The 19,069-nt window shown below is 68.0% G+C and carries 21 protein-coding genes and 1 pseudogene; 10 read left to right on the top strand and 12 right to left on the bottom strand.

Annotated features, from left to right (window positions below; genetic code table 11):
• Positions 1–61: 61 nt before the first annotated feature.
• On the top strand, positions 62–820 hold the full coding sequence (locus ACH4SE_RS30665; RefSeq protein ID WP_398546779.1) for a phosphoglyceromutase: 759 nt from the start codon (positions 62–64) through the stop codon (positions 818–820).
• A gap of 727 nt (positions 821–1,547) precedes the next feature.
• Here the strand turns inward: ACH4SE_RS30665 and ACH4SE_RS30660 are convergent.
• The 4 genes and pseudogenes from ACH4SE_RS30660 to ACH4SE_RS30645 all read right to left on the bottom strand — a co-directional run.
• A pseudogene (locus ACH4SE_RS30660) lies at positions 1,548–2,027 on the bottom strand (tyrosine-type recombinase/integrase); the annotation flags it as partial.
• Positions 2,026–2,409: an ATP-binding protein gene (locus tag ACH4SE_RS30655; protein ID WP_398546855.1), complete on the bottom strand. Its 384-nt coding sequence runs from the start codon at positions 2,407–2,409 to the stop codon at positions 2,026–2,028. The pseudogene ACH4SE_RS30660 and the gene ACH4SE_RS30655, both read right to left, overlap by 2 nt.
• A gap of 638 nt (positions 2,410–3,047) precedes the next feature.
• The gene (locus ACH4SE_RS30650; protein WP_398546778.1) at positions 3,048–3,302 is read right to left on the bottom strand and encodes a hypothetical protein; all 255 of its coding nucleotides are present in this window, start codon (positions 3,300–3,302) and stop codon (positions 3,048–3,050) included.
• A gap of 112 nt (positions 3,303–3,414) precedes the next feature.
• Positions 3,415–4,155 (bottom strand): GntR family transcriptional regulator, encoded by a 741-nt coding sequence (locus ACH4SE_RS30645; RefSeq protein WP_398546777.1) that lies wholly within the window; start codon positions 4,153–4,155, stop codon positions 3,415–3,417.
• An 82-nt stretch (positions 4,156–4,237) separates the two neighbouring features.
• Between ACH4SE_RS30645 and ACH4SE_RS30640 the strand changes: the two genes are divergently transcribed.
• Complete coding sequence (locus tag ACH4SE_RS30640) at positions 4,238–5,329, top strand: DUF1152 domain-containing protein (RefSeq protein WP_398546776.1); 1,092 nt, start codon at positions 4,238–4,240, stop codon at positions 5,327–5,329.
• A complete protein-coding gene (locus ACH4SE_RS30635) occupies positions 5,319–5,750 on the top strand; it encodes an NUDIX hydrolase (protein ID WP_398546775.1) in 432 nt (143 codons plus the stop codon). Before ACH4SE_RS30640 ends, ACH4SE_RS30635 begins: the two co-directional genes overlap by 11 nt.
• 369 nt (positions 5,751–6,119) lie before the next feature.
• Here ACH4SE_RS30635 and ACH4SE_RS30630 read toward each other — a convergent pair whose 3' ends face one another.
• Together ACH4SE_RS30630 and ACH4SE_RS30625 are read right to left on the bottom strand one after the other, a co-directional pair.
• The gene (locus ACH4SE_RS30630) at positions 6,120–7,856 is read right to left on the bottom strand and encodes an ATP-dependent nuclease (RefSeq protein WP_398546774.1); all 1,737 of its coding nucleotides are present in this window, start codon (positions 7,854–7,856) and stop codon (positions 6,120–6,122) included.
• A gap of 148 nt (positions 7,857–8,004) precedes the next feature.
• The gene (locus ACH4SE_RS30625) at positions 8,005–8,838 is read right to left on the bottom strand and encodes a hypothetical protein (protein WP_398546773.1); all 834 of its coding nucleotides are present in this window, start codon (positions 8,836–8,838) and stop codon (positions 8,005–8,007) included.
• On the opposite strand from ACH4SE_RS30625, the gene ACH4SE_RS30620 reads away from it, so the two are divergent.
• The 3 genes from ACH4SE_RS30620 to ACH4SE_RS30610 all read left to right on the top strand — a co-directional run bounded on the left by ACH4SE_RS30620 (position 8,805) and on the right by ACH4SE_RS30610 (position 11,095).
• Entirely contained in the window at positions 8,805–9,653 is an 849-nt protein-coding gene (locus ACH4SE_RS30620) for a GIY-YIG nuclease family protein (RefSeq protein WP_398546772.1), read from the top strand. The genes ACH4SE_RS30625 and ACH4SE_RS30620 overlap by 34 nt on opposite strands.
• Before the next feature lie 382 nt (positions 9,654–10,035).
• Positions 10,036–10,395: a hypothetical protein gene (locus tag ACH4SE_RS30615; RefSeq protein WP_398546771.1), complete on the top strand. Its 360-nt coding sequence runs from the start codon at positions 10,036–10,038 to the stop codon at positions 10,393–10,395.
• 337 nt (positions 10,396–10,732) lie between these two features.
• The gene (locus tag ACH4SE_RS30610) at positions 10,733–11,095 is read left to right on the top strand and encodes a hypothetical protein (RefSeq protein WP_398546770.1); all 363 of its coding nucleotides are present in this window, start codon (positions 10,733–10,735) and stop codon (positions 11,093–11,095) included.
• Positions 11,096–11,107: 12 nt separating this feature from the next.
• On the opposite strand, the gene ACH4SE_RS30605 is transcribed toward ACH4SE_RS30610, so the two are convergent.
• Positions 11,108–11,530, bottom strand: coding sequence for an XRE family transcriptional regulator (locus ACH4SE_RS30605; RefSeq protein WP_398546769.1), 423 nt, complete (start codon positions 11,528–11,530; stop codon positions 11,108–11,110).
• A 384-nt stretch (positions 11,531–11,914) separates the two neighbouring features.
• On the opposite strand from ACH4SE_RS30605, the gene ACH4SE_RS30600 reads away from it, so the two are divergent.
• The gene (locus ACH4SE_RS30600; protein ID WP_398546768.1) at positions 11,915–12,247 is read left to right on the top strand and encodes a helix-turn-helix domain-containing protein; all 333 of its coding nucleotides are present in this window, start codon (positions 11,915–11,917) and stop codon (positions 12,245–12,247) included.
• Between the two features lie 111 nt (positions 12,248–12,358).
• On the opposite strand, the gene ACH4SE_RS30595 is transcribed toward ACH4SE_RS30600, so the two are convergent.
• The 3 genes from ACH4SE_RS30595 to ACH4SE_RS30585 form a co-directional block, all read right to left on the bottom strand.
• Entirely contained in the window at positions 12,359–12,646 is a 288-nt protein-coding gene (locus ACH4SE_RS30595) for a ribosomal protein L7/L12 (protein ID WP_398546767.1), read from the bottom strand.
• A gap of 56 nt (positions 12,647–12,702) precedes the next feature.
• The gene (locus ACH4SE_RS30590; RefSeq protein ID WP_398546766.1) at positions 12,703–13,233 is read right to left on the bottom strand and encodes a hypothetical protein; all 531 of its coding nucleotides are present in this window, start codon (positions 13,231–13,233) and stop codon (positions 12,703–12,705) included.
• A gap of 428 nt (positions 13,234–13,661) precedes the next feature.
• On the bottom strand, positions 13,662–14,087 hold the full coding sequence (locus ACH4SE_RS30585; RefSeq protein WP_398546854.1) for a VOC family protein: 426 nt from the start codon (positions 14,085–14,087) through the stop codon (positions 13,662–13,664).
• 337 nt (positions 14,088–14,424) lie between these two features.
• Here ACH4SE_RS30585 and ACH4SE_RS30580 point away from each other — a divergent pair, with 337 nt between their 5' ends.
• Complete coding sequence (locus ACH4SE_RS30580; protein WP_398546765.1) at positions 14,425–15,675, top strand: glycosyltransferase; 1,251 nt, start codon at positions 14,425–14,427, stop codon at positions 15,673–15,675.
• A 95-nt stretch (positions 15,676–15,770) separates the two neighbouring features.
• On the opposite strand, the gene ACH4SE_RS30575 is transcribed toward ACH4SE_RS30580, so the two are convergent.
• Positions 15,771–15,941, bottom strand: a complete 171-nt coding sequence (locus ACH4SE_RS30575; RefSeq protein WP_398546764.1) for a hypothetical protein — start codon at positions 15,939–15,941, stop codon at positions 15,771–15,773.
• A 181-nt stretch (positions 15,942–16,122) separates the two neighbouring features.
• Positions 16,123–16,803, bottom strand: a complete 681-nt coding sequence (phoU, locus tag ACH4SE_RS30570; protein WP_398546763.1) for a phosphate signaling complex protein PhoU — start codon at positions 16,801–16,803, stop codon at positions 16,123–16,125.
• A gap of 245 nt (positions 16,804–17,048) precedes the next feature.
• On the opposite strand from phoU, the gene ACH4SE_RS30565 reads away from it, so the two are divergent.
• Positions 17,049–18,326 carry a sensor histidine kinase gene (locus tag ACH4SE_RS30565; RefSeq protein WP_398546762.1) on the top strand — a complete coding sequence of 426 codons (1,278 nt, stop codon included), beginning with the start codon at positions 17,049–17,051 and terminating at the stop codon, positions 18,324–18,326.
• Positions 18,323–19,003 carry a response regulator transcription factor gene (locus tag ACH4SE_RS30560; RefSeq protein WP_031525271.1) on the top strand — a complete coding sequence of 227 codons (681 nt, stop codon included), beginning with the start codon at positions 18,323–18,325 and terminating at the stop codon, positions 19,001–19,003. The genes ACH4SE_RS30565 and ACH4SE_RS30560 overlap by 4 nt, the downstream gene beginning before the upstream one ends.
• Positions 19,004–19,069: the final 66 nt, after the last annotated feature.

Below are 19,069 nucleotides of genomic sequence, written 5' to 3'. Positions count from 1 at the left end.
CTGCGCGTATCTTACGTAGCCCGGTCGCGAGGGTCGACGGCATTTCTCTTAGACTCGGGGCATGGCTGCTGCTGCGTACAAGCTGATCCTGCTCCGCCACGGCGAGAGCGAATGGAACGCGAAGAACCTGTTCACCGGCTGGGTGGACGTCAACCTCAACGACAAGGGCGAGAAGGAGGCCGTCCGCGGCGGCGAGCTGCTCAAGGACGCCGGACTGCTCCCCGACGTGGTGCACACCTCGCTCCAGAAGCGTGCCATCCGCACCGCCCAGCTCGCCCTCGAAGCGGCCGACCGCCACTGGATCCCGGTCCGGCGCAGCTGGCGCCTCAACGAGCGCCACTACGGCGCCCTCCAGGGCAAGGACAAGGCCCAGACCCTCGCCGAATTCGGCGAGGAGCAGTTCATGCTGTGGCGCCGCTCCTACGACACCCCGCCGCCCCCGCTGGAGGACGGCACCGAGTTCTCCCAGAGCGACGACCCGCGCTACGCCACCATCCCCCCGGAGCTGCGCCCGCGCACGGAGTGCCTCAAGGACGTCGTCCACCGGATGCTCCCCTACTGGTACGACGCGATCGTCCCCGACCTCCTCACCGGCCGCACCGTCCTCGTCGCCGCCCACGGCAACTCCCTGCGCGCCCTGGTCAAGCACCTCGACGGCATCTCCGACGCGGACATCGCCGCCCTCAACATCCCCACGGGCATCCCCCTCGCCTACGACCTGGACACCGACTTCCACCCGGTGACCCCCGGCGGCCGCTACCTCGACCCCGACGCCGCCGCCGCAGCGATCGAGGCGGTCAAGAACCAGGGCAAGAAGTAATCTCGCGACGCGATCATGCCCCCTACCTGCGGGTTCTCCCGCGGGACGGGGCATGACTGCGTCCTGGGCCGTGTGTGGGCCGTGGGCCCGTGGCTCTTGCCCTGGCTCGGGTTGGGGCACGGGCTCCGGCGTGGCCGCTGGCCCCAGGGGCTGGAGAAGCGGTGGTCCCAGAACCAGCCCGCCTACCGTTATGCTTTTGCGCGCTTCACCTTCTCTTCCCCTGAACTCCGTTCGGGGTGACGCGAGTTCGCAGGCCCCGGCCCGCGGCGAGCGGGTCGGTCGGAAGAGAAGGGAGGCGGTGCGATGGGTGAGAAGCCCAAGCCCCGAAGGCCGTGGACAGGCGCCGAGAGGTGGCAGGTCTGGTTAGCGGGCGCTGGCCTGATCGTGACCATCGTCACCAGCGTGGCACAGATGGTGAGGTGACCATGCTGCGCGAGAGCACGGGAGCGACCGGAAGCCGCAAATGCGGCGAGCCCGGTCTCTGGAGAGGCGACCGGGCTCGATGATGCGCAACGGGCCTGGTTCTGGTTGCCGCCGGAGCCAGGCCCACTCTTAGTGGGTGCCCACTAAGACTGTCACGTCTCCCCGGGCGCGTTCAACCGTGACCGTCAGAAAGTAGACGTGCCACCCTCAGAAACTGAGCCTGCGGCCCCAGAATCTGACGCTCGGACCGTCATTCTCTGAGGGTTCGGCCCTCAGCCTCACAGTTTGAGATGCACTGGCGGGATCACTCGCTCTCCAGCTTGGACGGACCGTAGTTGTAGATCTCAGCTACTGCTCTGCGGGTGCGCTCCTGGCTGCTCGGCATGAGGTGCGCATACACCCGCAGCGTCAGGCCCGGGTCGGAGTGGCCCAGGTACTCGGCCAGCGCCTTGACGCTCTCGCCAGCGTCCAGCAGCACGGAGGCGTAGAAGTGGCGCAGCGCGTGCATGCCGTGCTCCCGTGCAGAGGCGTACTCCGCGCCCTTCTGCCGGGCCGGGATCACCCCAGCCGCAGCAAGCGCCCGCTTCCACGTGTCCGGGTTGAACGAGCTGCGCCACACGTGCCCACCCATGGGTCCCGTGAAGACGAGCTTCCTCGTCACCAGCGGCCCACTCGCCACCTTCCACGGCAGCGTGATGTCCACCGGCGGGAACCGCTTCATGTGCGCGCGTAAGGCGTCCGCCACGGGCCCGGGCAGCGGCAGGTCCCGGAGCGTGCCGCCCTCACGCCGGCCAGGCGTTGGCCATGACGAAGGACACGACCGTCCCGCCGAAGGGGCTGGGCCCCACGTTCCAGGAATCCGTCAGCGCTTCCACGAGCCACAGGCCCCGGCCGTTCTCCGAGTCCTCGGTGTACGGAAGCGCCCGCACCTTTGCCGGAGCTCCCGGGCTGTGCACGTCGACACGGAGGTCGGTTCCCTCGCGCTGCCACTCGACGCGGACGCGCCACTCCTCCTCCGCCTCCGCGTAGCGGACCGCGTTGGTGACCAACTCCGAGATCACGCACACGCAGTCGTCCATGGAGCAAACGGGTTTGTGCGGCTCCACGAAGTGCCGGAACCAGCGCCTCGCCCGCCCGACGGATTCCGGGACGGGGTAGAGGGTCATCGCACCGTTGGGTTCGCCGGATCCGCCACCCACGGTCGGGCCGCCGATGAACCCGAAGTCGCCGAACTCTTCGATCTCATCCATCTGAACTACTCCTTACCTGTGCTGTTGCAGTCCAGGCAGCGCCGCTTGCGCGGGTTGCGGGAAACGGTCGGCTACGACGGAGAGCACCAACGCGGCACGGGAGCCGATCAGTTTCCCCCGACCCCGTCAGATCGGGCGCGTCGGTCACGCGCCTCCGCGGCGCTGCTCACGGCTCACAACCGCACTCCTCGGGTGGCCTTGGCCGCTTTGTGGATAGTGGCTTAGTCCACTTGTGGCGAGGAAAGGCCCTTTCTGCCGCGGGCAGCTTCATCTCAGGCCCGCTGGCCGACTGGGCCGGGGGCCTGCTTGCGCCTCAGGGAGACCGCCGAGCAGTTGGGGGCGTCAGTGATCTCCGCCAGGCTGGCGGGAGTGGCACGGCGCCAACAGGCTCGATCGGACTCGCCGGCACTTCGGGGGTGCCGACCCGCTGAGCGAGCGCCCGTTTCGTCGGGCCCGCCTGCTCGCGGCTCCACGTCACTGCCTCCGGTGCGCGGTGGAACGCGCGTGGACGCCTGCGCCGACTCTTCATCGCGGGTCGGATTCGACGGGGGTCGTCACAACCGCCCCTCGGCCAACCGCTCCGGTGCGGTGACCGTTTCGGAGGCGGACGACCGAGCGGCATGGGCCTCGATCGTCGCCGCGACTCGTCGCCAGGCCGTGAACACGTTCATGACCTCCGGCTCGGGCGCGTGCGCCAGGTCGAGAAGGAACCGACGGACCAGGACCGGGCTTGTCAGCACATCCTGAATGCGGGCGATCGTCCACAGACTGTGGGTGGCCGCGATGGGCGCGGCAGCGTCAGAGGGCATGGCCTGTCCTTGCGGTGTTTGCTGATGCAGTGTCAGGTGGCCTTAGCCACTAGTGGATAGTGGCATTGGCCACTCGCGTTGCGCAAGCTGTTCAGCACGGAAAGTTGCCACATCAGGTCAGCGGGTAACCCTGCTCGAAGGCCCAGCGCTCTGGCGGATACGTCGCCTCGGCGAACTCCAGGGGACGGTCCTGCAGGTCGTAGACGACGTGGTGCACGATCAGCACGGGAGAGCCCGGAGGCAGGCCGAGATCTGCGGCTTGCTCCTCCGTGGCGGCCCGGGCGCACATGCGGTCCTCGGCGTAGCTGCCCTGCCGCCCGGTCATCTGCTCCACATACATGAGCGTTCCCTCCTGGATACGCTCGGGGTCCAGGAGCCTGGGCGCCCGGCGGCCCACGTCGGCGGTGAACCACGAGGTGGACAAGGTGATCGGCCCGGTGGCGTCATTCGTCACACGACGGCGGTGAACTGCCCTGGGGCTCTTGGTCAGTTGCAGGGCCTCGGCGACATGGTCGGGTGCGTCCAGCCATCCCGCGGAGGTGATGACGGCGTACTCCCCGGGCGTGTAGATCTTCCCGGTCTGCTTCGCCCGGCCGTACAGCTCCCGTGCCCGCCGGTTGACTTCGAGGCTCCGCACGTACGTCCCGGAGCCCTGCCGCTTCTCGACCAGGCCCTGATTGCTCAGGGCTTCCAACGAGCGCGCGGCCGTGGGCCGCGAGACGTTCCAGTCCGTGGCGAGCTGCCGCTCCGAGGGCACCTCGTCGCCGGGGCGAAGGTCACCGCGCAGGATCTGATCGCGGATGTAGTGCGCGATCTGGAGGTACTTCGGCTGAGCCTCCTCGATCTGCGGCATCACGCCTCCTCTGGTCCAAGTGGCTATTACCACCAGCCACTATAGGGTGAGTGGCTCATCGCGGAAGCCATACGCTGACCGCATGACGCGGTTGATCGTGGCAGCCGGAGGAGGGGGCGACGCGGCCGCCGCCGCGATGCTGGACGCCGCTCTGCACGGCGACCGGGACCCGGCGGTGATCCTCACCTACGCGTGGGACCGCCTGATCATCGACCCCGTCCCGGGCCCCCGAGGACCGGCCAACTTCACCGGTCTGCGACAGCTCACACCACACGTCCACATCGTCCCCGCCGATGCCCAGCCGATCCCGCCGGCCGGCTCGACACTGCCCCGACTGGCCGCCGAACTGCCGCAAGCCTTCGCCCTCATCGACCCCCACCACGGGGCAGAGGGCGTAGCCCGCCAACTCGAAGAGCTGATCGCGGAGCTGTCACCGCAGTCCATCGACGTCCTGGACGTCGGCGGCGACATCCTCGCCCGCGGCGACGAGCCCACCCTCAAGAGCCCGCTCGGCGACGCCCTCACACTGGCGGCATGCGCCCGGGTCACCGCGGAAATGCGCCTGCTGGTCGCAGGGCCGGGTCTGGACGGCGAGATCCCGGCCGAGGACCTGCGCGAACGCCTCGGCTCGCGAATCCACACGCTGACAGCTGAGGAAGTCGAGCCGATCAGCTCCGTCCTGGAGTGGCACCCCTCCGAGACGACGGCGATGCTCGCGGCCGCCGCCCGAGGCGCCCGCGGCCTGTGCGAAGTCCGGGACGCAGGTCTTCTGATCCCGCTCACCGACGAGAGCCCCACCGTCCACGAAGCCGACCTGGACGAAGCCCTCCAGCGCAACGAGTTGGCCCGCCGCCTGCTGTCGACCACGAGCCTGAAGGAAGCCGAGGCCCGCAGCCGCGAAGTCTGTGGCTACTCGGAGATCGACTACGAACGCAACAAGGCCCTCTGGCTCACGGACCAGGCAACCAAGCCCTTGGACGCGGACACCGCCCTGTCCCACCTGGCCGAGTTCGAGGCAGACGCCCGCGCCCGCGGCATCACCCACACGACCTTCCGCCGCCTGACGGAAGCCCTGCGCTTCGACGGCGCCCAACGCGCAGACCTTCGAGCCCTCCTCATCACCTCTCACCCTGACCAGTACACGGCCCCCCTCTGGCGCTTCCGTGGAGCCTGAGCGCCAGCACTCGGTCAGCGTCGCCGGCGTCATCGTCGACGATCAGGGCCGCGCGCTTCTCATTCAGCGCCGGGACAACGGCCACTGGGAGCCGCCCGGCGGAGTGCTCGAAGCCGATGAATCGATCCCGGAAGCCCTCTACCGCGAAGTCCTCGAAGAAACCGGCCTCACCATCGCGCTCCCAGCCACGCTAACCGGCGTGTACAAGAACATGACGGCCCTGGTCGTCTCCCTGGTCTTCCGCTGCGAGGCGACAGGAGGAGCCCTCACCACCGGCCCGGAGACAAAGGCCCTCCGATGGGCAACCCGCGACGAGGTCAACCAACTCGCCACCGAGGCCTTCGCCATCCGCATCACAGACGCCCTCGATCAGCCACTCCAGCCAGCCATCCGGACCCACGACGGCACATACCTGCTCTGACGCACTGCACGCCTACTGAGTTACAACCTTCTTCACGGGTTCAAGGCGGCTCGCTGGCGCTCGCCGCGCGCTCCCCGGCTCACCGCCGGGGACGCCGCTCCTGTCTCCGCCCCGCTCCGTCCCCGGCTCCGCCGGTCGCGCGCCAGCAGCGAGCCGAATGACCAGGTTCAAACGGGGCCGGCTGTGGCTGGGGCGGTCGACTCCGCGGCTTTAGGCAGCCACCATGGGGCGAGCCTCGAAGATCGGGCCCACTTCGGGCTATTGCGGGCAGGTCCACAGCCTGCCCGAGTCGCCGCAAGCTTATGGGCCCCGATCTCTCGCCCCATGGCAGCTCCCGCCCAAACCCGCTCCACCGACCCGTCCGGATTCCTAACCGGCGCTACTGTCCAACTGCTTCAAGATTGTCACGATGTCCTCACATACCTCATCTGCCGTGAAGTGGGAGGCTACTTCGGCAGACGAAACATCGAATGCACGGAGGATCTCTTTCGCGCGCATGTCAAGGATGGCTGAAGGTGCTTCTGATTGTTTGAAGCTTTCCCCGATCGCAATCCCAAAATCATCGCGAAGGCGAGATACAATCCCTTCCTCGGTCTCGCCAGCAGCTTTCGACAGTGCGCGAGGGAGGATCAAGTACCCCTCGATATACCGCCGACGCCATTTCCTAACATGGAAGTTAGGAGTGGGCTTGTAACCTTTTTCTTCCAAATCTGGCCCGACAGTCTCGAATGTCTCGTCGTCGCGGTCTCGAAGACTAAAGGCCACCAAGTTCGGCACCTCGTCTGATATAGCGCGGAAAACATGCCCCCTCTCTTTATGGGGGGCAGTTGTCTGCCACGGAACCCAGCTCTCATGCCATTCGATTCCGGTGATTTCGGCAAACTTCTTTAGAATGGCGATATCCGACGAGCCTTCGATGAAGAGGAGTCGTTTTGTATTCCTGATGCGATCCAATTTCGGAGCGTAGTCGGAACCGATGCCTGCGAGAAGTCCGACTTTCTGCCGATCGTCCCTGAGGTAGCCCGATCCTTGCCTTCGGACCTGGAATATCTTCTCGTGAGCGACTGTCTTTAGGATTTCACTGGAGTGCGTTGCTAGCAGGACTTGCTTATTTTTGCGAGTAGCCAAAGACTCCAACTGTTCGACCATCTGGGATTGTAGCGTCGGGTGCAAATGAGCGTCGGGCTCATCCAGCAGCAAGACGTCAACATCGTCAGCAGTGGCTAGCGTGAAGACGCTCAGCCATTGCAAAAATCCGCTCCCTTCCACCATAAGGTCCTTTGGGTTGTACTTTGACCATCGAGTGAGTTTGTATCCCTCCACTTCGCCCTTAGAGACCTGCACATTGATATAGGAGTGGTATTCTTCGCGAAAGTCGCCGATTATGAGCTCGGCTGAGAATGTTCGGCGTAGTGCCTCTTGTAGGAGTTCCCAAGGATCGTTCTCGCGGAGGCGCTTCAAGTCGTTGTCAGAGATTTTCGATTTGCCTGCCCGGAGCCTCTCGCGCTCACGTAGGTTCGCCTGATACATATCTAGAAGAAGATTACGTAGAACGGCGCCGGCCAAGCCCTCGCCGATACGCCTACGCCGAAGAGCTCCCACGATACGTGCCTCGCGCGCTGATATCCCTGCAAAGGGAGGGAGTAGCGCCGCCGTTGGAACAGGGTCCCCAGCCTGCAAATTGCTCGAAGTAGGTTTGATGAAAAGCCTATCGTTTGCGAGAGACAGTGCAAATTCTAGATGCTTCTCTTCGTTGGTCCCGTCCCACTCGCAGCGGATCTTCAGCGTGTATCCATCCGGATCGGCTTCTCCCTTGGCCGTCTTTAGGTTTGTCCACAGGTGTTTGAGCGACGGGAGATTGATCGGAGAGAATTCGTCGTCGCCCAAGCCAAAACCTTGACGACCTTCAGCTACTGCAAGGAAGGCATCCTCGCCGCGTTCCATGAGCGATGCAATCTTGCAGAATTCCCACACGGCTAGCCCATGCAGGATTGAAGACTTCCCTGAGTTGTTTCCGCCGGCGAGAAAGGTGACATTCGATGGGCGGAAGTCGAAGGTTGCCTGATTGAACTGCTTGAACTTGACGAATTGGACTCGTTTAATCAAGGCTTGCGCTCCGCGATTCAGTATCTGGAGTCTGTTGGTGGAGGTCCGGCTTGTTAATCCAGTCTTATCTTGCCGTACCACTTTGAGGGCCGAGGGCCGTTTTGCTGTCGGTGACCGCAGTGAAGAGATTAAGAGGGGCCCGTGATAGTCACGGGCACTCCCTCAAGCGGCGGAGGAATCGCTTGAGGGAAGTCAAAAGCTCTTGAGGGTCGTCTATAACTTCGACGGGAATACGGTCAACGAAGGCAATTCCAGCGTCTCGGAGCAGGTGATCGCGGGAGGTATCAACTGCCCGCCGTGCACGGTGATTTGGTCCGTCGATCTCGATGACTCCAGCGCGCCCCCTATATGTCACAAGCAGGTCTGGTTCCCAGGTGTGGTTTGGAACGCGACCATTCGGCAGGGGGAAGATAGAGATGGTCTCCTCGGCCGGAAGATCCTTCTCCTGTAGGTGTTTCAATGCTTGGTAGACGCGCCTCTCGCCGAAGTTCGTGAATGCTAGCCCGTCCACCAAGAACTGAGGCTTTTCGGGCATCGTGCGTCGAGCCTGATTTGTTGGCCGATCTGAACTCATCATATCCCGGAGTCGTTCGCGCCAATCAGGTCCAACCTGAGGCAGAGTTTCCCGAAAACCGAGCCAATCGACGCCGTAATCGAGGCGGCCACTCACCTGGTGAAACACCGAGATTAGATGCGTCTTTACTTCATCCGTGAAAGCCGCCTGATTAACTGAGTCAATCTCCAGCCATAGGTCTTCTGTGCGCGACTCGCCGTCGTGTTCTATTCGAGTGTCACGAACTAGCATTAGCAAATTTACGTGCGCGACGTCTCCTCGCTGGAACAAAAGAGCCGCCATATGCCCCAACAGAGAGTCTGCTTTGGCGCGATCACGCTCCTCATCGGTCACCCATGGGTCGTTGATGATCTCTTCGTAGGTGCGAGGCCCCTGTGACATGGCCCCCTGCGCCTGCTCTTCTGGCACGGTCCCTCCCCGGTCCCTCCCCGCTTGGAGGCCACCTGGTCCTTGTGACAGACGATGTTAGATCGCGATGCTTGCTTGTACAGCAGTATCGACGTGCTTGGCTCGTCCCAGGTTGCTGCCCAATCCATCTGCTGCGCGATCCCTTACGATCACCCGAACGCCAGCCGCGTTCGCGATCCGATCGGACGAATCCGGTCCACAGGCTGAAGGGTCCCTCGTCGGTGCGAAGGGCTGAGACTTGGCGATCAATCGAGGTGCAAGGGGGCTTCGTGAAAGCTACGGCTGTTGTCAGTCCCGATCGGTTGTGGTCGGCGCGGGAGGTGTTGGCGCGGCCGAGCCCGGTGCCAGCGGTGGCAGGGGTGTACGGGTGGCATTTTGAGCGGGCGCCACACCCCGCTCTGGAGGCCGACCGTCTGCTCTACCTCGGGATAGCCCCGCGGTACATGGCAAACCGGGCCAGTACGCAAAGCCTGCGAAAGCGGGTGCGCAATCACTACCGCGGCAATGCGGCCGGCTCGACGCTGCGGCTCACGCTCGGGTGCTTGCTCGGGCTTGAGCTGCGCCGCGTGGGGAGCGGCAAGCGGATGACCTTCGGCAAGGCCGGCGAGGCTGAGCTGAGCGCGTGGATGGCGGAGCACGCGCGCGTGTGCTGGATCGAGAGCAGCGAACCTTGGGAGCTGGAGAAGCAACTCATCTCCCGACTCGACCTGCCGCTGAACCTGGACCAGAACAACCGCAACCCGTTCTACGGCGAACTGAAGAGGCTGCGCGCCGACGCCCGGGCCCGTGCTCGTGAGTTGCCCGTCAGCGCGTAGATCCTGGGCCGTCTGTGGGCCGTGCGAGGGTGCTCGTGGGTGCCCGGAGACGACCAATGACGATGGCGGGGGAGTGGCGGGCAGGCACGCTGAGCAGGGATGACGCAGGTGGCCGCGTTAGCCAGCGAGAACCAGGGCAAGAAGTAGGACTTCTCCGCCGACGTGCCCCCTGCCTGCGGGTCCCCGCGGGGTAGGGGGCATGCGTGCGTCCGGGGCCTCGCGCGGGCCAGCGGGGTGCTCGGCCGGGTCGTGGCGCGGCGGGCCGGGAGGGCACGGCCGGTCCGTGGCGCCCGCGCCGGCACCTCGGAGCGGGCAACCGACGCCCGCCCACCCGGACGGCACGGGGTCGACACGGTCCGGTCCGCATGAGGAGGATCAGCCCATGAGTCTCCTCGTGCACACCTTCGTCTACGACGCCGACGGTGGCCGCGACTTCCTGGACGACCCCGAGTACGGCGAGACTCTGGCCGGTTTCGAGAGCACCCGGACCCGCCTGTGGGGCGGTGCGGCGATACGCGCCCTGGGCTGCCGTTTCTTCCCGCGGCTGCGCGACGGCGATCTCTACGTGGAGCGCGGCGACATCGACGATTTCCTTGCCGAGTGCGACGCACTTCGTCCCCACTTGGGCCACCTTGCCCGGCAAGGCGGTTACGAGGCCGACTACGTCACCGAGCGCTTCGACAACATCGTCGCAGCCGCGGTACGGGCCAAGGCCGAGGCCGGGGGCATCGTCGTCTGGTGACCGGGTCACCGCCACCGCCCCCCCACGGAGGTCGGTTCCCTCGCGCCGCCACTCGACGCGGACGCGCCACTCCTCCTCCGCCTCCCCGTAGCGGACCGCGTAGGTGACCAACTCCGAGATCACGCGTGGAAGCCACCTGTGCCCAGGGTAGTTCGGGAAATCACACACTCAGCAGCAGACGGTGGGCAATGATCCGGATGTGACCCCGGATCCACGTGACCGTCGCCGGTCCTCGGCGCGAGCAGCAACGACTCCTCAAGTGAAGAGCCGACCGTCCAGCGACGACGCGCATGAGGTCGTGTACTTTCGACGCCACTCCGCAGACGACCCTCAGGAGATGGCCCCCGGACGAGCCTTCCTGCGCGATGTGTGTCCGGTCAAGGTGCGCGCCCACATGCAGTCGGTTCTCGTGGCTGTAGCTACGGCCCCGCCCAAGAGTTTCGCTGGGGGTGGCTACTGGGAGGCGATGAAAGGCGACATGACCGGCTGGTACGAGGTACGCGTCGACGGACCCAAGCGCCACCACTACCGGCTGTTCTGCTTGCTTGACTACGAGGCGGAAGGGTACGAGAAGCCGCTACTGGTGGTGGTGACGGGACTGGACAAGCCGTTCCGCACCGTCCTGGCCGATAGCGACTACAAGGCGGTGCGGGACCTCGGCCAGGAGTACGTGGAACGGAACCCTCGGTCCATTCTGTGACAATCGATCGGCTCAGGCGGCCGCACCCGATCGAGACTTCCCACTCCGGAGTCCGCTGAGGTGCTTCGCGAGCGCTTGGGTGTCAGCAGCTCGCCCTTCCAGGAGCGGATCCGTCACTGCTTTCCGCTCGGCCGCAGGCAACGGCTCAAGGGTGATCCGCATCCCGAGCGCAGTCGCCACCTCGGCGAGCGTGCCCAGAGTGGGGTTGACATGACCTGCCGAGAACAGCCGCCGCACAACCGCCGGCTCCGCGCTGATCGCACGTGCCAGAGCGGCCTTCGAGAGGTCCGCCGCGTCACGTGCCTCGTCCAGGGCATTGACGATCCGGTCGATGGTGGCGATACGCATGGACTCAACCACGTAGTGGCGGAGGAACTCAGGGTCTTGCAGGTCCTCGGCGAGGTCATCCCAAAATGCGCTGTGCGGGGTCGCCATGGCGTCCTCCTCTCGCAGATCCTTGACGAAGAGCGTATCAAATAAGATACACATGTGCTAGGTCAGAAGTGCCCCGGAGCGCTCAGCTGTCGCGATTTTCGCAGGTCAGAGGTGTTATCCCACGTAGTGGACGAGTGTGGATCGCCGTCGCGGAGAGGCTTCAGACGTACGTCGGCAGTCCAGCCGCGCCAGACCGCTGAAGGTGCCTCGGCCGAGGCTACGGGGCCGCAGGTGCCGGACGCACCCTGGGGGCGTCCGAGGAGGCCGCCGACGGCCTTCGACAACGTCCCTGGCACGTGCGAAGCACGCTATGACGGTCTGCGAGACCGAGAGCCACACAGCGCATGACGAGTTCAGCCGAGACATCACGAAGGGAGAGGCCTGATGAACCACTCTCGATGGAGACTCAACCGTGAACGCGCCATCGCCGAGGGTGGAGCTGAGGCGCCAGGGGTCGAGGCGATGCGCACGGAGATCCGCTTGGCCTTCGATCTCGGGCAGGCCGTCCACGACCGCAGGATCGAGCTGGGCATCTCCCAGAGCGAGCTCGCCAGGCGGGCGAACATGACCCAGCCCCAGATCTCCAAGCTCGAACTGGGCGGCGCCGTCCCCACGCTCCGGCTGCTGGCCCGCCTCGCCAACGCCCTCGATGCGTCGCTCACCATCGCCCTCGACGGCGACACCTCATCCGTCGTGTTCACCGCGCATGCGGCCTGACCCGGGTGAACGCTCCGGCGCATGGGCAGAGCCGCGGGCCCGCCGGGGATGCTCCCGTACCGCTACCTGCGGGTTCTCCCGCGGGGAGGGGGTGCGTGCGTGTGCGGGGCGTCAGGGTGAGGGAGTGGTGGGGGGCGGGGCCTGGCGCCACTGTGCTTCGGCGCCGGCGCTTCGGAGCAGGGCGACGGCGGACTGGGCCCCGTACGCGGTCAGACCGCCTGCGAGAACGACGGGAGCTTCGCGCGCCAGGTCCCGGCTGTGCCACACGCTCAGCCCGCTCACCTTGCGCACCGCCAGGATCACCTCCCTCTCGCGGGGCCCGCAGTCGATGAGCACCACCTCGTGGGACGGGCCGTCGCAGAGCAATGTGGAGGGCCCGGTGGACTCTTCGTCGGGCATCGCGCTCCCATCCTCAGTGCCGGCCACCACCAGCCGGTACCGGCTCGGGCGGGGGTCTACCAGCCGTGTTCGGGAGGTCCGACGATGGCGGCGCCGGCCTGGGCCGCGAGCCAGGCGGGGCGCAGGTCGTCCCCGGGCCGGGCGTGGACGAACACGGTGTGCTCCGCGGTCCACTCGGAGCAGTGGATGTCCTGGCTGTTGCAGGCGATCTGGAGCTCGGCGTATTTGTACTCCTCGTGCTCCAGTCCGAGTTCGGGCACGGACGGCCACTTCAGGTCGTACCACAGCACGTGGCCCGTCGTGATGCCGGACCATGCGACCAGGGCCTCTCGCGCCTCGGCAACGGAAGCGACGCCCAGGGACACGTGCACGGGAAGCCCGGTGCCGTCCTTCGCGTAGGACTTCACCCTCGCCTCGGGGAAGGTACCGACCAGGCGCTCCAGGACGTCCTGGCTGTGCGCCCAGGCATCCAGGTGGCACCCCGTCGGGTCGTACCAGGAGGCGACGGACAGCAGTCTCTCGGCCAGGGCGAACGCCTCCCCCAGGTCCGTGGTCTGCAGCACCGGCCACGCACGCGTGTTTCCCATGCCGCGCATCCTGCCGAGGGCCCATCGCACAGTCCAGCCATTTCAGGGCCGGACGGGCCGTTCATCCCGGCCCGTCCGGCCCGTCCCGCCCAGATCAGCAGCCCGCCTGCCGCCCAGGCCGACGGGACGCCAGCTGCGTCCGGGTGAACCGCTCCCGCGGATGCGGCCGGGGAGCGTCCCGCGGCACGGTGTCCGTGTCGGTCGTCCCCCGCCGGACGGTCCTGAGGCGGCCGATCCTCCGGTGCGGCATCCATGGCCCCCCCGTGCCTCGGCGACCGGGACCAGAGCAGGCCCGTGCCGTCCGGGGGACCCCCGATCCGGCAACCTGCGGATCACGCCCGTCCGTTGCACCGCTTCGAAGGGCGCCGCTGCTCCTGGCCGCCGGAGCAGGCCGCCCGCCCGGGCGGTACGCGGCGCCGCCGGGGGCGTCAGCCGATCTGTTCGGCCAGGGCGACGAGGATGCCCGCGGGGCCGCGGACGGTGCAGAGACGGTAGGCGTTCTCGTACCGGGCCACCTCGCCGACGAGTTCGGCGCCGTGCGGACGCAGGCGGGCCAGGGTGGCGTCGAGGTCGTCGACGGCGAACATGACGCGGTGCAGGCCGAGGGTGTGGGGTGGCGGGGCGGACGGGGTGGCGGGGATCGCCGCGGGGGAGTGGAAGGCCGTCAGTTCGAGCTTTCCGTTGCCGTCGGGGGTGCGCATCATCGCGATGGTGGTGCGGACTCCGTCGAGGCCGAGCATCTGGTCCGGGCAGCTCCCCGAGAGTTCCGCCTCGCCCTCCTGTTCCATGCCGAGGGCGGTGAAGAAGGCGACGGCGGCCGCCAGGTCGTCGACGACGACGCCCACGTTGTCCATCCGCTGGATCGTCACGGGGGTGCTCCTTATCGTTGCGCGGTCCGTTCCGGCTACTGGTACCCCCGGGACGGAGCCGGCGCCGCGTTTTCGACATCCGCGCGGCGCCGGCCGCGGCGGCCCGGCGGGCGCGGCGCCGGGCGGGTGCGGCCGTACGGGGGAGGGCGTGCGTGTCCGGGAGGGGCCGCGGGGGAGGGGGACGCACGATGGGAGGGACCGTCTTCGCCCCGAGCGACCGTCCGGCTCATCACGCGGGAGAGAACATGGCCTGTCGCAGCACCGGAAAGCGCGGCGGGTGGTGAGCCGCGGGGGGCGGGGGCGGGGTGCGCCGAGTCCGCGGGTGTCCGTGTTCACCGCCAGCCACGAGCCGCGCTTCCTCGACGAGTGCCTCGCGTCGCTGCGGCGGCAGACGTTCACCGGGTGGGAGTGGGTGGTGCTGCTCAACCGGGGGGCGCGGTGGCGGCCCGAGCAGCCGGACGAGCGGGTGCGGGTCGAGGTCGCGGACGAGGTCAAGGGGGTCGGGGCGGCCAAGCGGCGGGCGTGCGCGGTGACGCGGGGGGAGTTCCTGGTCGAGCTGGACCACGACGACGTGCTCGCCCCGGACTGCCTCGCGCGGATCGTCGAGGCCTTCGACGCCGACCCGGACGCCGTGCTCGTCTACAGCGACTGCGCCCAGATCCGGGAGGACGGCAGCGCCGACACCTCGCGTTTCGACGCCGCGCACGGCTGGGAGTACGAGGACGCGGAGGTCGGCGGCCGCGCCGTGCTGAGCCTGCGCTCGCTCGCGCCCGTCCCGCACAACGTGTCGTACATCTGGTACGCGCCCAACCATGTGCGCGCCTTCCGCTTCAACGCCTACGACAAGGTCGGCGGCTACGACGCGGAGCGGGAGGTGCTCGACGACCAGGACCTGATGTGCCGGCTCTACCAGGCCGGGCCCTTCCACCACATCCCGCGCTGCCTGTACCTCCAGCGCGTGCACGCGGGCAGCACCCAGCGCGACCCGGAGACGAACGCCCGCATCCAGCGCGAGACGGTCGCGCTCTACGACCGGCACATCGAGGGCAACGCGCTGGCCTGGGCGGAGAGGGAGGGCCTGCCGGCCCTCGACCTGGGGGCCGCGCACGGCAGGCCCGCCGGCTATCTGGGGGTCGACCGGGAGCCGGGGGAGGGCGTGGACCTCACGGCCACGCTGCCCGCCCCGCTCGACCTGCCGGACGGCTCGGTGGGGGTGATCCGCGCGGTGGACTTCCTGCCGCACGTGCCGGACAAGACCGGGCTGATCAACGAGATCCACCGGCTCCTGGCGCCGGGCGGCATGCTGCTGTCCCTCACCCCGAGCACGGACGGCCGCGGCGCCTTCCAGGACCCGGCGCACACGGCCTTCTACAACGAGAACTCCTTCTGGTACTACACGGACGACGCCTTCCGCCGCTACGTCCCCGGGATCTCCGCCCGTTTCCAGACGTCCCGCCTGGTGACGTACTACCCGTCGCCCTGGCACGAGGCGCACCGCATCCCGTACGTGGCCGCGAACCTCGTCGCGGTGAAGGACGGCGCCCCGCGCTGCGGCGGCCCGCTGCGGGTCTGACCCGGCACCCGTTACGGCACCGCGCCCCCGCGGCCGGTGCGGCGGGGGCGGCGGGGGCGGCGGTACGGCGGGTCACCGGTACAGCGGCGGGCGGCTCAGCAGCTGCACCCGCTGCACTGGCACGGGCCGCCGGACTGGCAGCCGCAGCTGCAGCCCGAGCCGCAGCCGCACGCGGCGACGAGCGGGAGCGGGATACGCAGCGGGGCCGCGGCGGCGTCGGGGGCCGACTGGTCGCGTACGGGTGTGGGTGTGGGGGACTCCGGCATCAGTGCACCCTCCTCGGGCTTGGCCTGCCCTCCAGTGAAACGGCGCCGCCCCGGGTTCATCAAGGGCGCACTAGTGCACCCCGCTCCCCGCCGCGCGCCCCGCACGCCCCCGCCCGGGCGGGGCGGCGGCCCCGCCCCGCCGTCCCACCGCTCCCGCACGCCCCGGCCCGCCGCGTACGCGCTACGCCGTCTCGACGTCGGTCGGCAGCGGCGACAGCTCGTACACGTGCTCGCCCGTCACCAGGTAGACGACGCGCTTGGCCACCGACACGGCGTGGTCGGCGAAGCGCTCGTAGTAGCGGCCGACGAGGGTGACGTCGACGGCGGTCTCGATGCCGTGCTTCCAGCGGTCGTCCAGCAGGTGCTGGAAGAGGGCGCGGTGCAGCTCGTCCATGCGGTCGTCGTCGGCCTCCAGCTGGAGCGCGTCGTCGACGTCCTTGGTGATGATGACCTCGGCGGCCTTGGCCATCAGGCGCTGCGCGAGCTGGCCCATCTCCAGGATGGTGCTGTGCAGGTCGCGCGGCACGGCGGAGGCGGGGAAGCGCAGCCGGGCGAGCTTGGCGACGTGCCGGGCGAGGTCGCCGGAGCGCTCCAGGTCGGCGCTCATCCGCAGGCTGGTGACGACGATGCGCAGGTCGGTCGCCACCGGCTGCTGGCGGGCGAGCAGGTTGATCGCCCGGGTCTCCAGCTCGCGCTGGAGGTCGTCGACCTTCTCGTCCGCGCCTATGACGCTCTCGGCGACGTTGAGGTCGGCGTCGAGCAGCGCGGTGGTGGCGCGGCCGATCGCGGAGCCGACGAGCCGGGCCATCTCGACGAGGCCGTCGCCGATGGAGTCGAGTTCCTCGTGATATGCGTCCCGCATTGCGTTCGCGTTCCTTCCATGAGCCTGCATGAGCTTCCATGAGCTGATGAGCGGTCTGTACACACGGTGCACGGGCCGGCACAAGAGGGCTTCTCCTCCACGCTCCACGCTCGCGGCCCACGGAGTACCGGCCGCGCACCCGGAGTGAACCACCTCCTACGTCAAGGTGAACTCTTGGCAACGGGCGACCGAGAGCTCTCTTCCAGGGTTGTGGAGCGCTTGCGTGGGCCACCTAACCTGGAGCCATGGACGTGAACGCGGCAGTCGCCGCAGCCAGCGCGATAGCCGGTCTGGCGACCGGTGTGATCGCCGTGCTCGCGTTCCGCTGGAGCGAGCGGGAGCAGGCCCGCCCGACCCGTACCGCACTGCACGCGGAAGCCGCGCTTCCGCCCGGCGTGGACACGGTGCTGTCCGTGCTGCGGTCCTCGGCGGTCGTCCTGGACGAGGGCGACACCGTGGTCAAGGCCAGCTCGGCGGCGTACGCCCTCGGACTGGTGCGCGGCGGCAGGCTCGCCGTCGACCAGATGCTGCAGATGGCCCGCGAGACACGGCGCGACGGCGAGATACGGCAGGTGGAACTCGACCTCCCGCGCCGCGGCGCGGGGCGGGGCGAGGGTCTCGCCGTGTCGGCGCGGGTGGCGCCGCTGGGCTCGCGCCTGGTGCTGCTGCTCGTGGAGGACCTCACCGAGGCCCGGCGGATCGAAGCGGTCCGGCGGGACTTCGTCGCCAACGTCAGCCACGAGCTGAAGACCCCGGTCGGGGCGCTCTCGCTGCTGTCGGAGGCCGTCATGGACGCCTCCGACGATCCCGAGGCGGTGCTCCGCTTCGCCGGCCGCATGCAGATCGAGGCCACCCGGCTCACCAGCCTGGTGCAGGAGATCATCGACCTCTCCCGGGTGCAGGACGACGACCTGCTGGACGACGCGGAGCCGGTCGCGGTCGACGACCTCGTCGCCGAGGCGGTGGACCGCTGCCGCCACCAGGCCAACACCAAGCAGATCACCATGGCCACCGGAGCCCCGCCCGACCTGTTCATCTGGGGCAACCGGGGCCAGCTCGCGGCGGCGCTCGGCAACCTCGTCGAGAACGCCGTCAACTACAGTCCGGCCCGTACCCGGGTCGGCATCGCCGGACGCCGTATCACCGCCGCCGGGGGCGACCTCATCGAGATCTCCGTCACGGACCAGGGCATCGGCATCTCCGAGAAGGACCGCGAAAGGGTCTTCGAGCGCTTCTACCGGGTCGACCCGGCACGCTCGCGGGCCACCGGCGGCACCGGGCTCGGCCTGTCCATCGTCAAGCACGTCGCCGCCACGCACGGCGGCGAGGTCACCGTGTGGAGCGTCGAGGGACAGGGCTCCACCTTCACACTGCGGCTTCCCGAGGCCGGGATCGCCCGCGACCGCGCGCTCCCGCCCGGCACCGATCCCGATGCCGAGGCGGAGCCGGCCGACGAGCCGTCGGACGAACAGCTCTTCCAGACCCTCCCCGAACACATCCCCGCTCCGGAGGTCCTTCCGTGACCCGCGTACTCGTCGTCGAGGACGAAGAGTCCTTCAGCGACGCGCTGTCGTACATGCTCCGCAAGGAGGGTTTCGAGGTCGCCATATCCGCGACCGGGCCCGACGCGCTGGACGAGTTCGAACGCAACGGCGCCGACCTGGTCCTGCTCGACCTGATGCTGCCGGGGCTGCCCGGCACCGAGGTGTGCCGCCAGCTGCGGCTCAAGTCCAATGTCCCGGTGATCATGGTGACCGCCAAGGACAGCGAGATCGACAAGGTCGTCGGGCTGGAGATCGGCGCCGACGACTACGTGACCAAGCCCTTCTCGTCGCGGGAGCTGGTCGCCCGCATCCGTGCGGTGCTGCGCCGCCGCGGCGAGCCCGAGGAGATCTCCCCGGCCGCGCTGGAGGCCGGGCCGGTGCGGATGGACGTCGACCGGCACGTCGTGACGGTCGGCGGCGGCAAGGTGGACCTGCCGCTCAAGGAGTTCGACCTGCTGGAGATGCTGCTGCGCAACGCCGGCCGGGTGCTCACCCGCATGCAGCTCATCGACCGGGTGTGGGGTGCCGACTACGTCGGGGACACCAAGACGCTCGACGTCCACGTCAAGCGGCTGCGGGCGAAGATCGAGCCCGACCCGGGCGCCCCGCGCTACCTGGTGACCGTCCGCGGCCTCGGCTACAAGTTCGAGCCGTAGGCCGCGGGGGGACGCCGTACGTGCAGGGGGTCCGCGCCGTGGCGCGGACCCCCTGCACGTGGCAGT

Source organism: Streptomyces sp. NPDC020983 (assembly GCF_044333485.1).
GTDB lineage: Bacteria > Actinomycetota > Actinomycetes > Streptomycetales > Streptomycetaceae > Actinacidiphila.
This window is presented reverse-complemented; position numbering and strand designations above follow the sequence as displayed.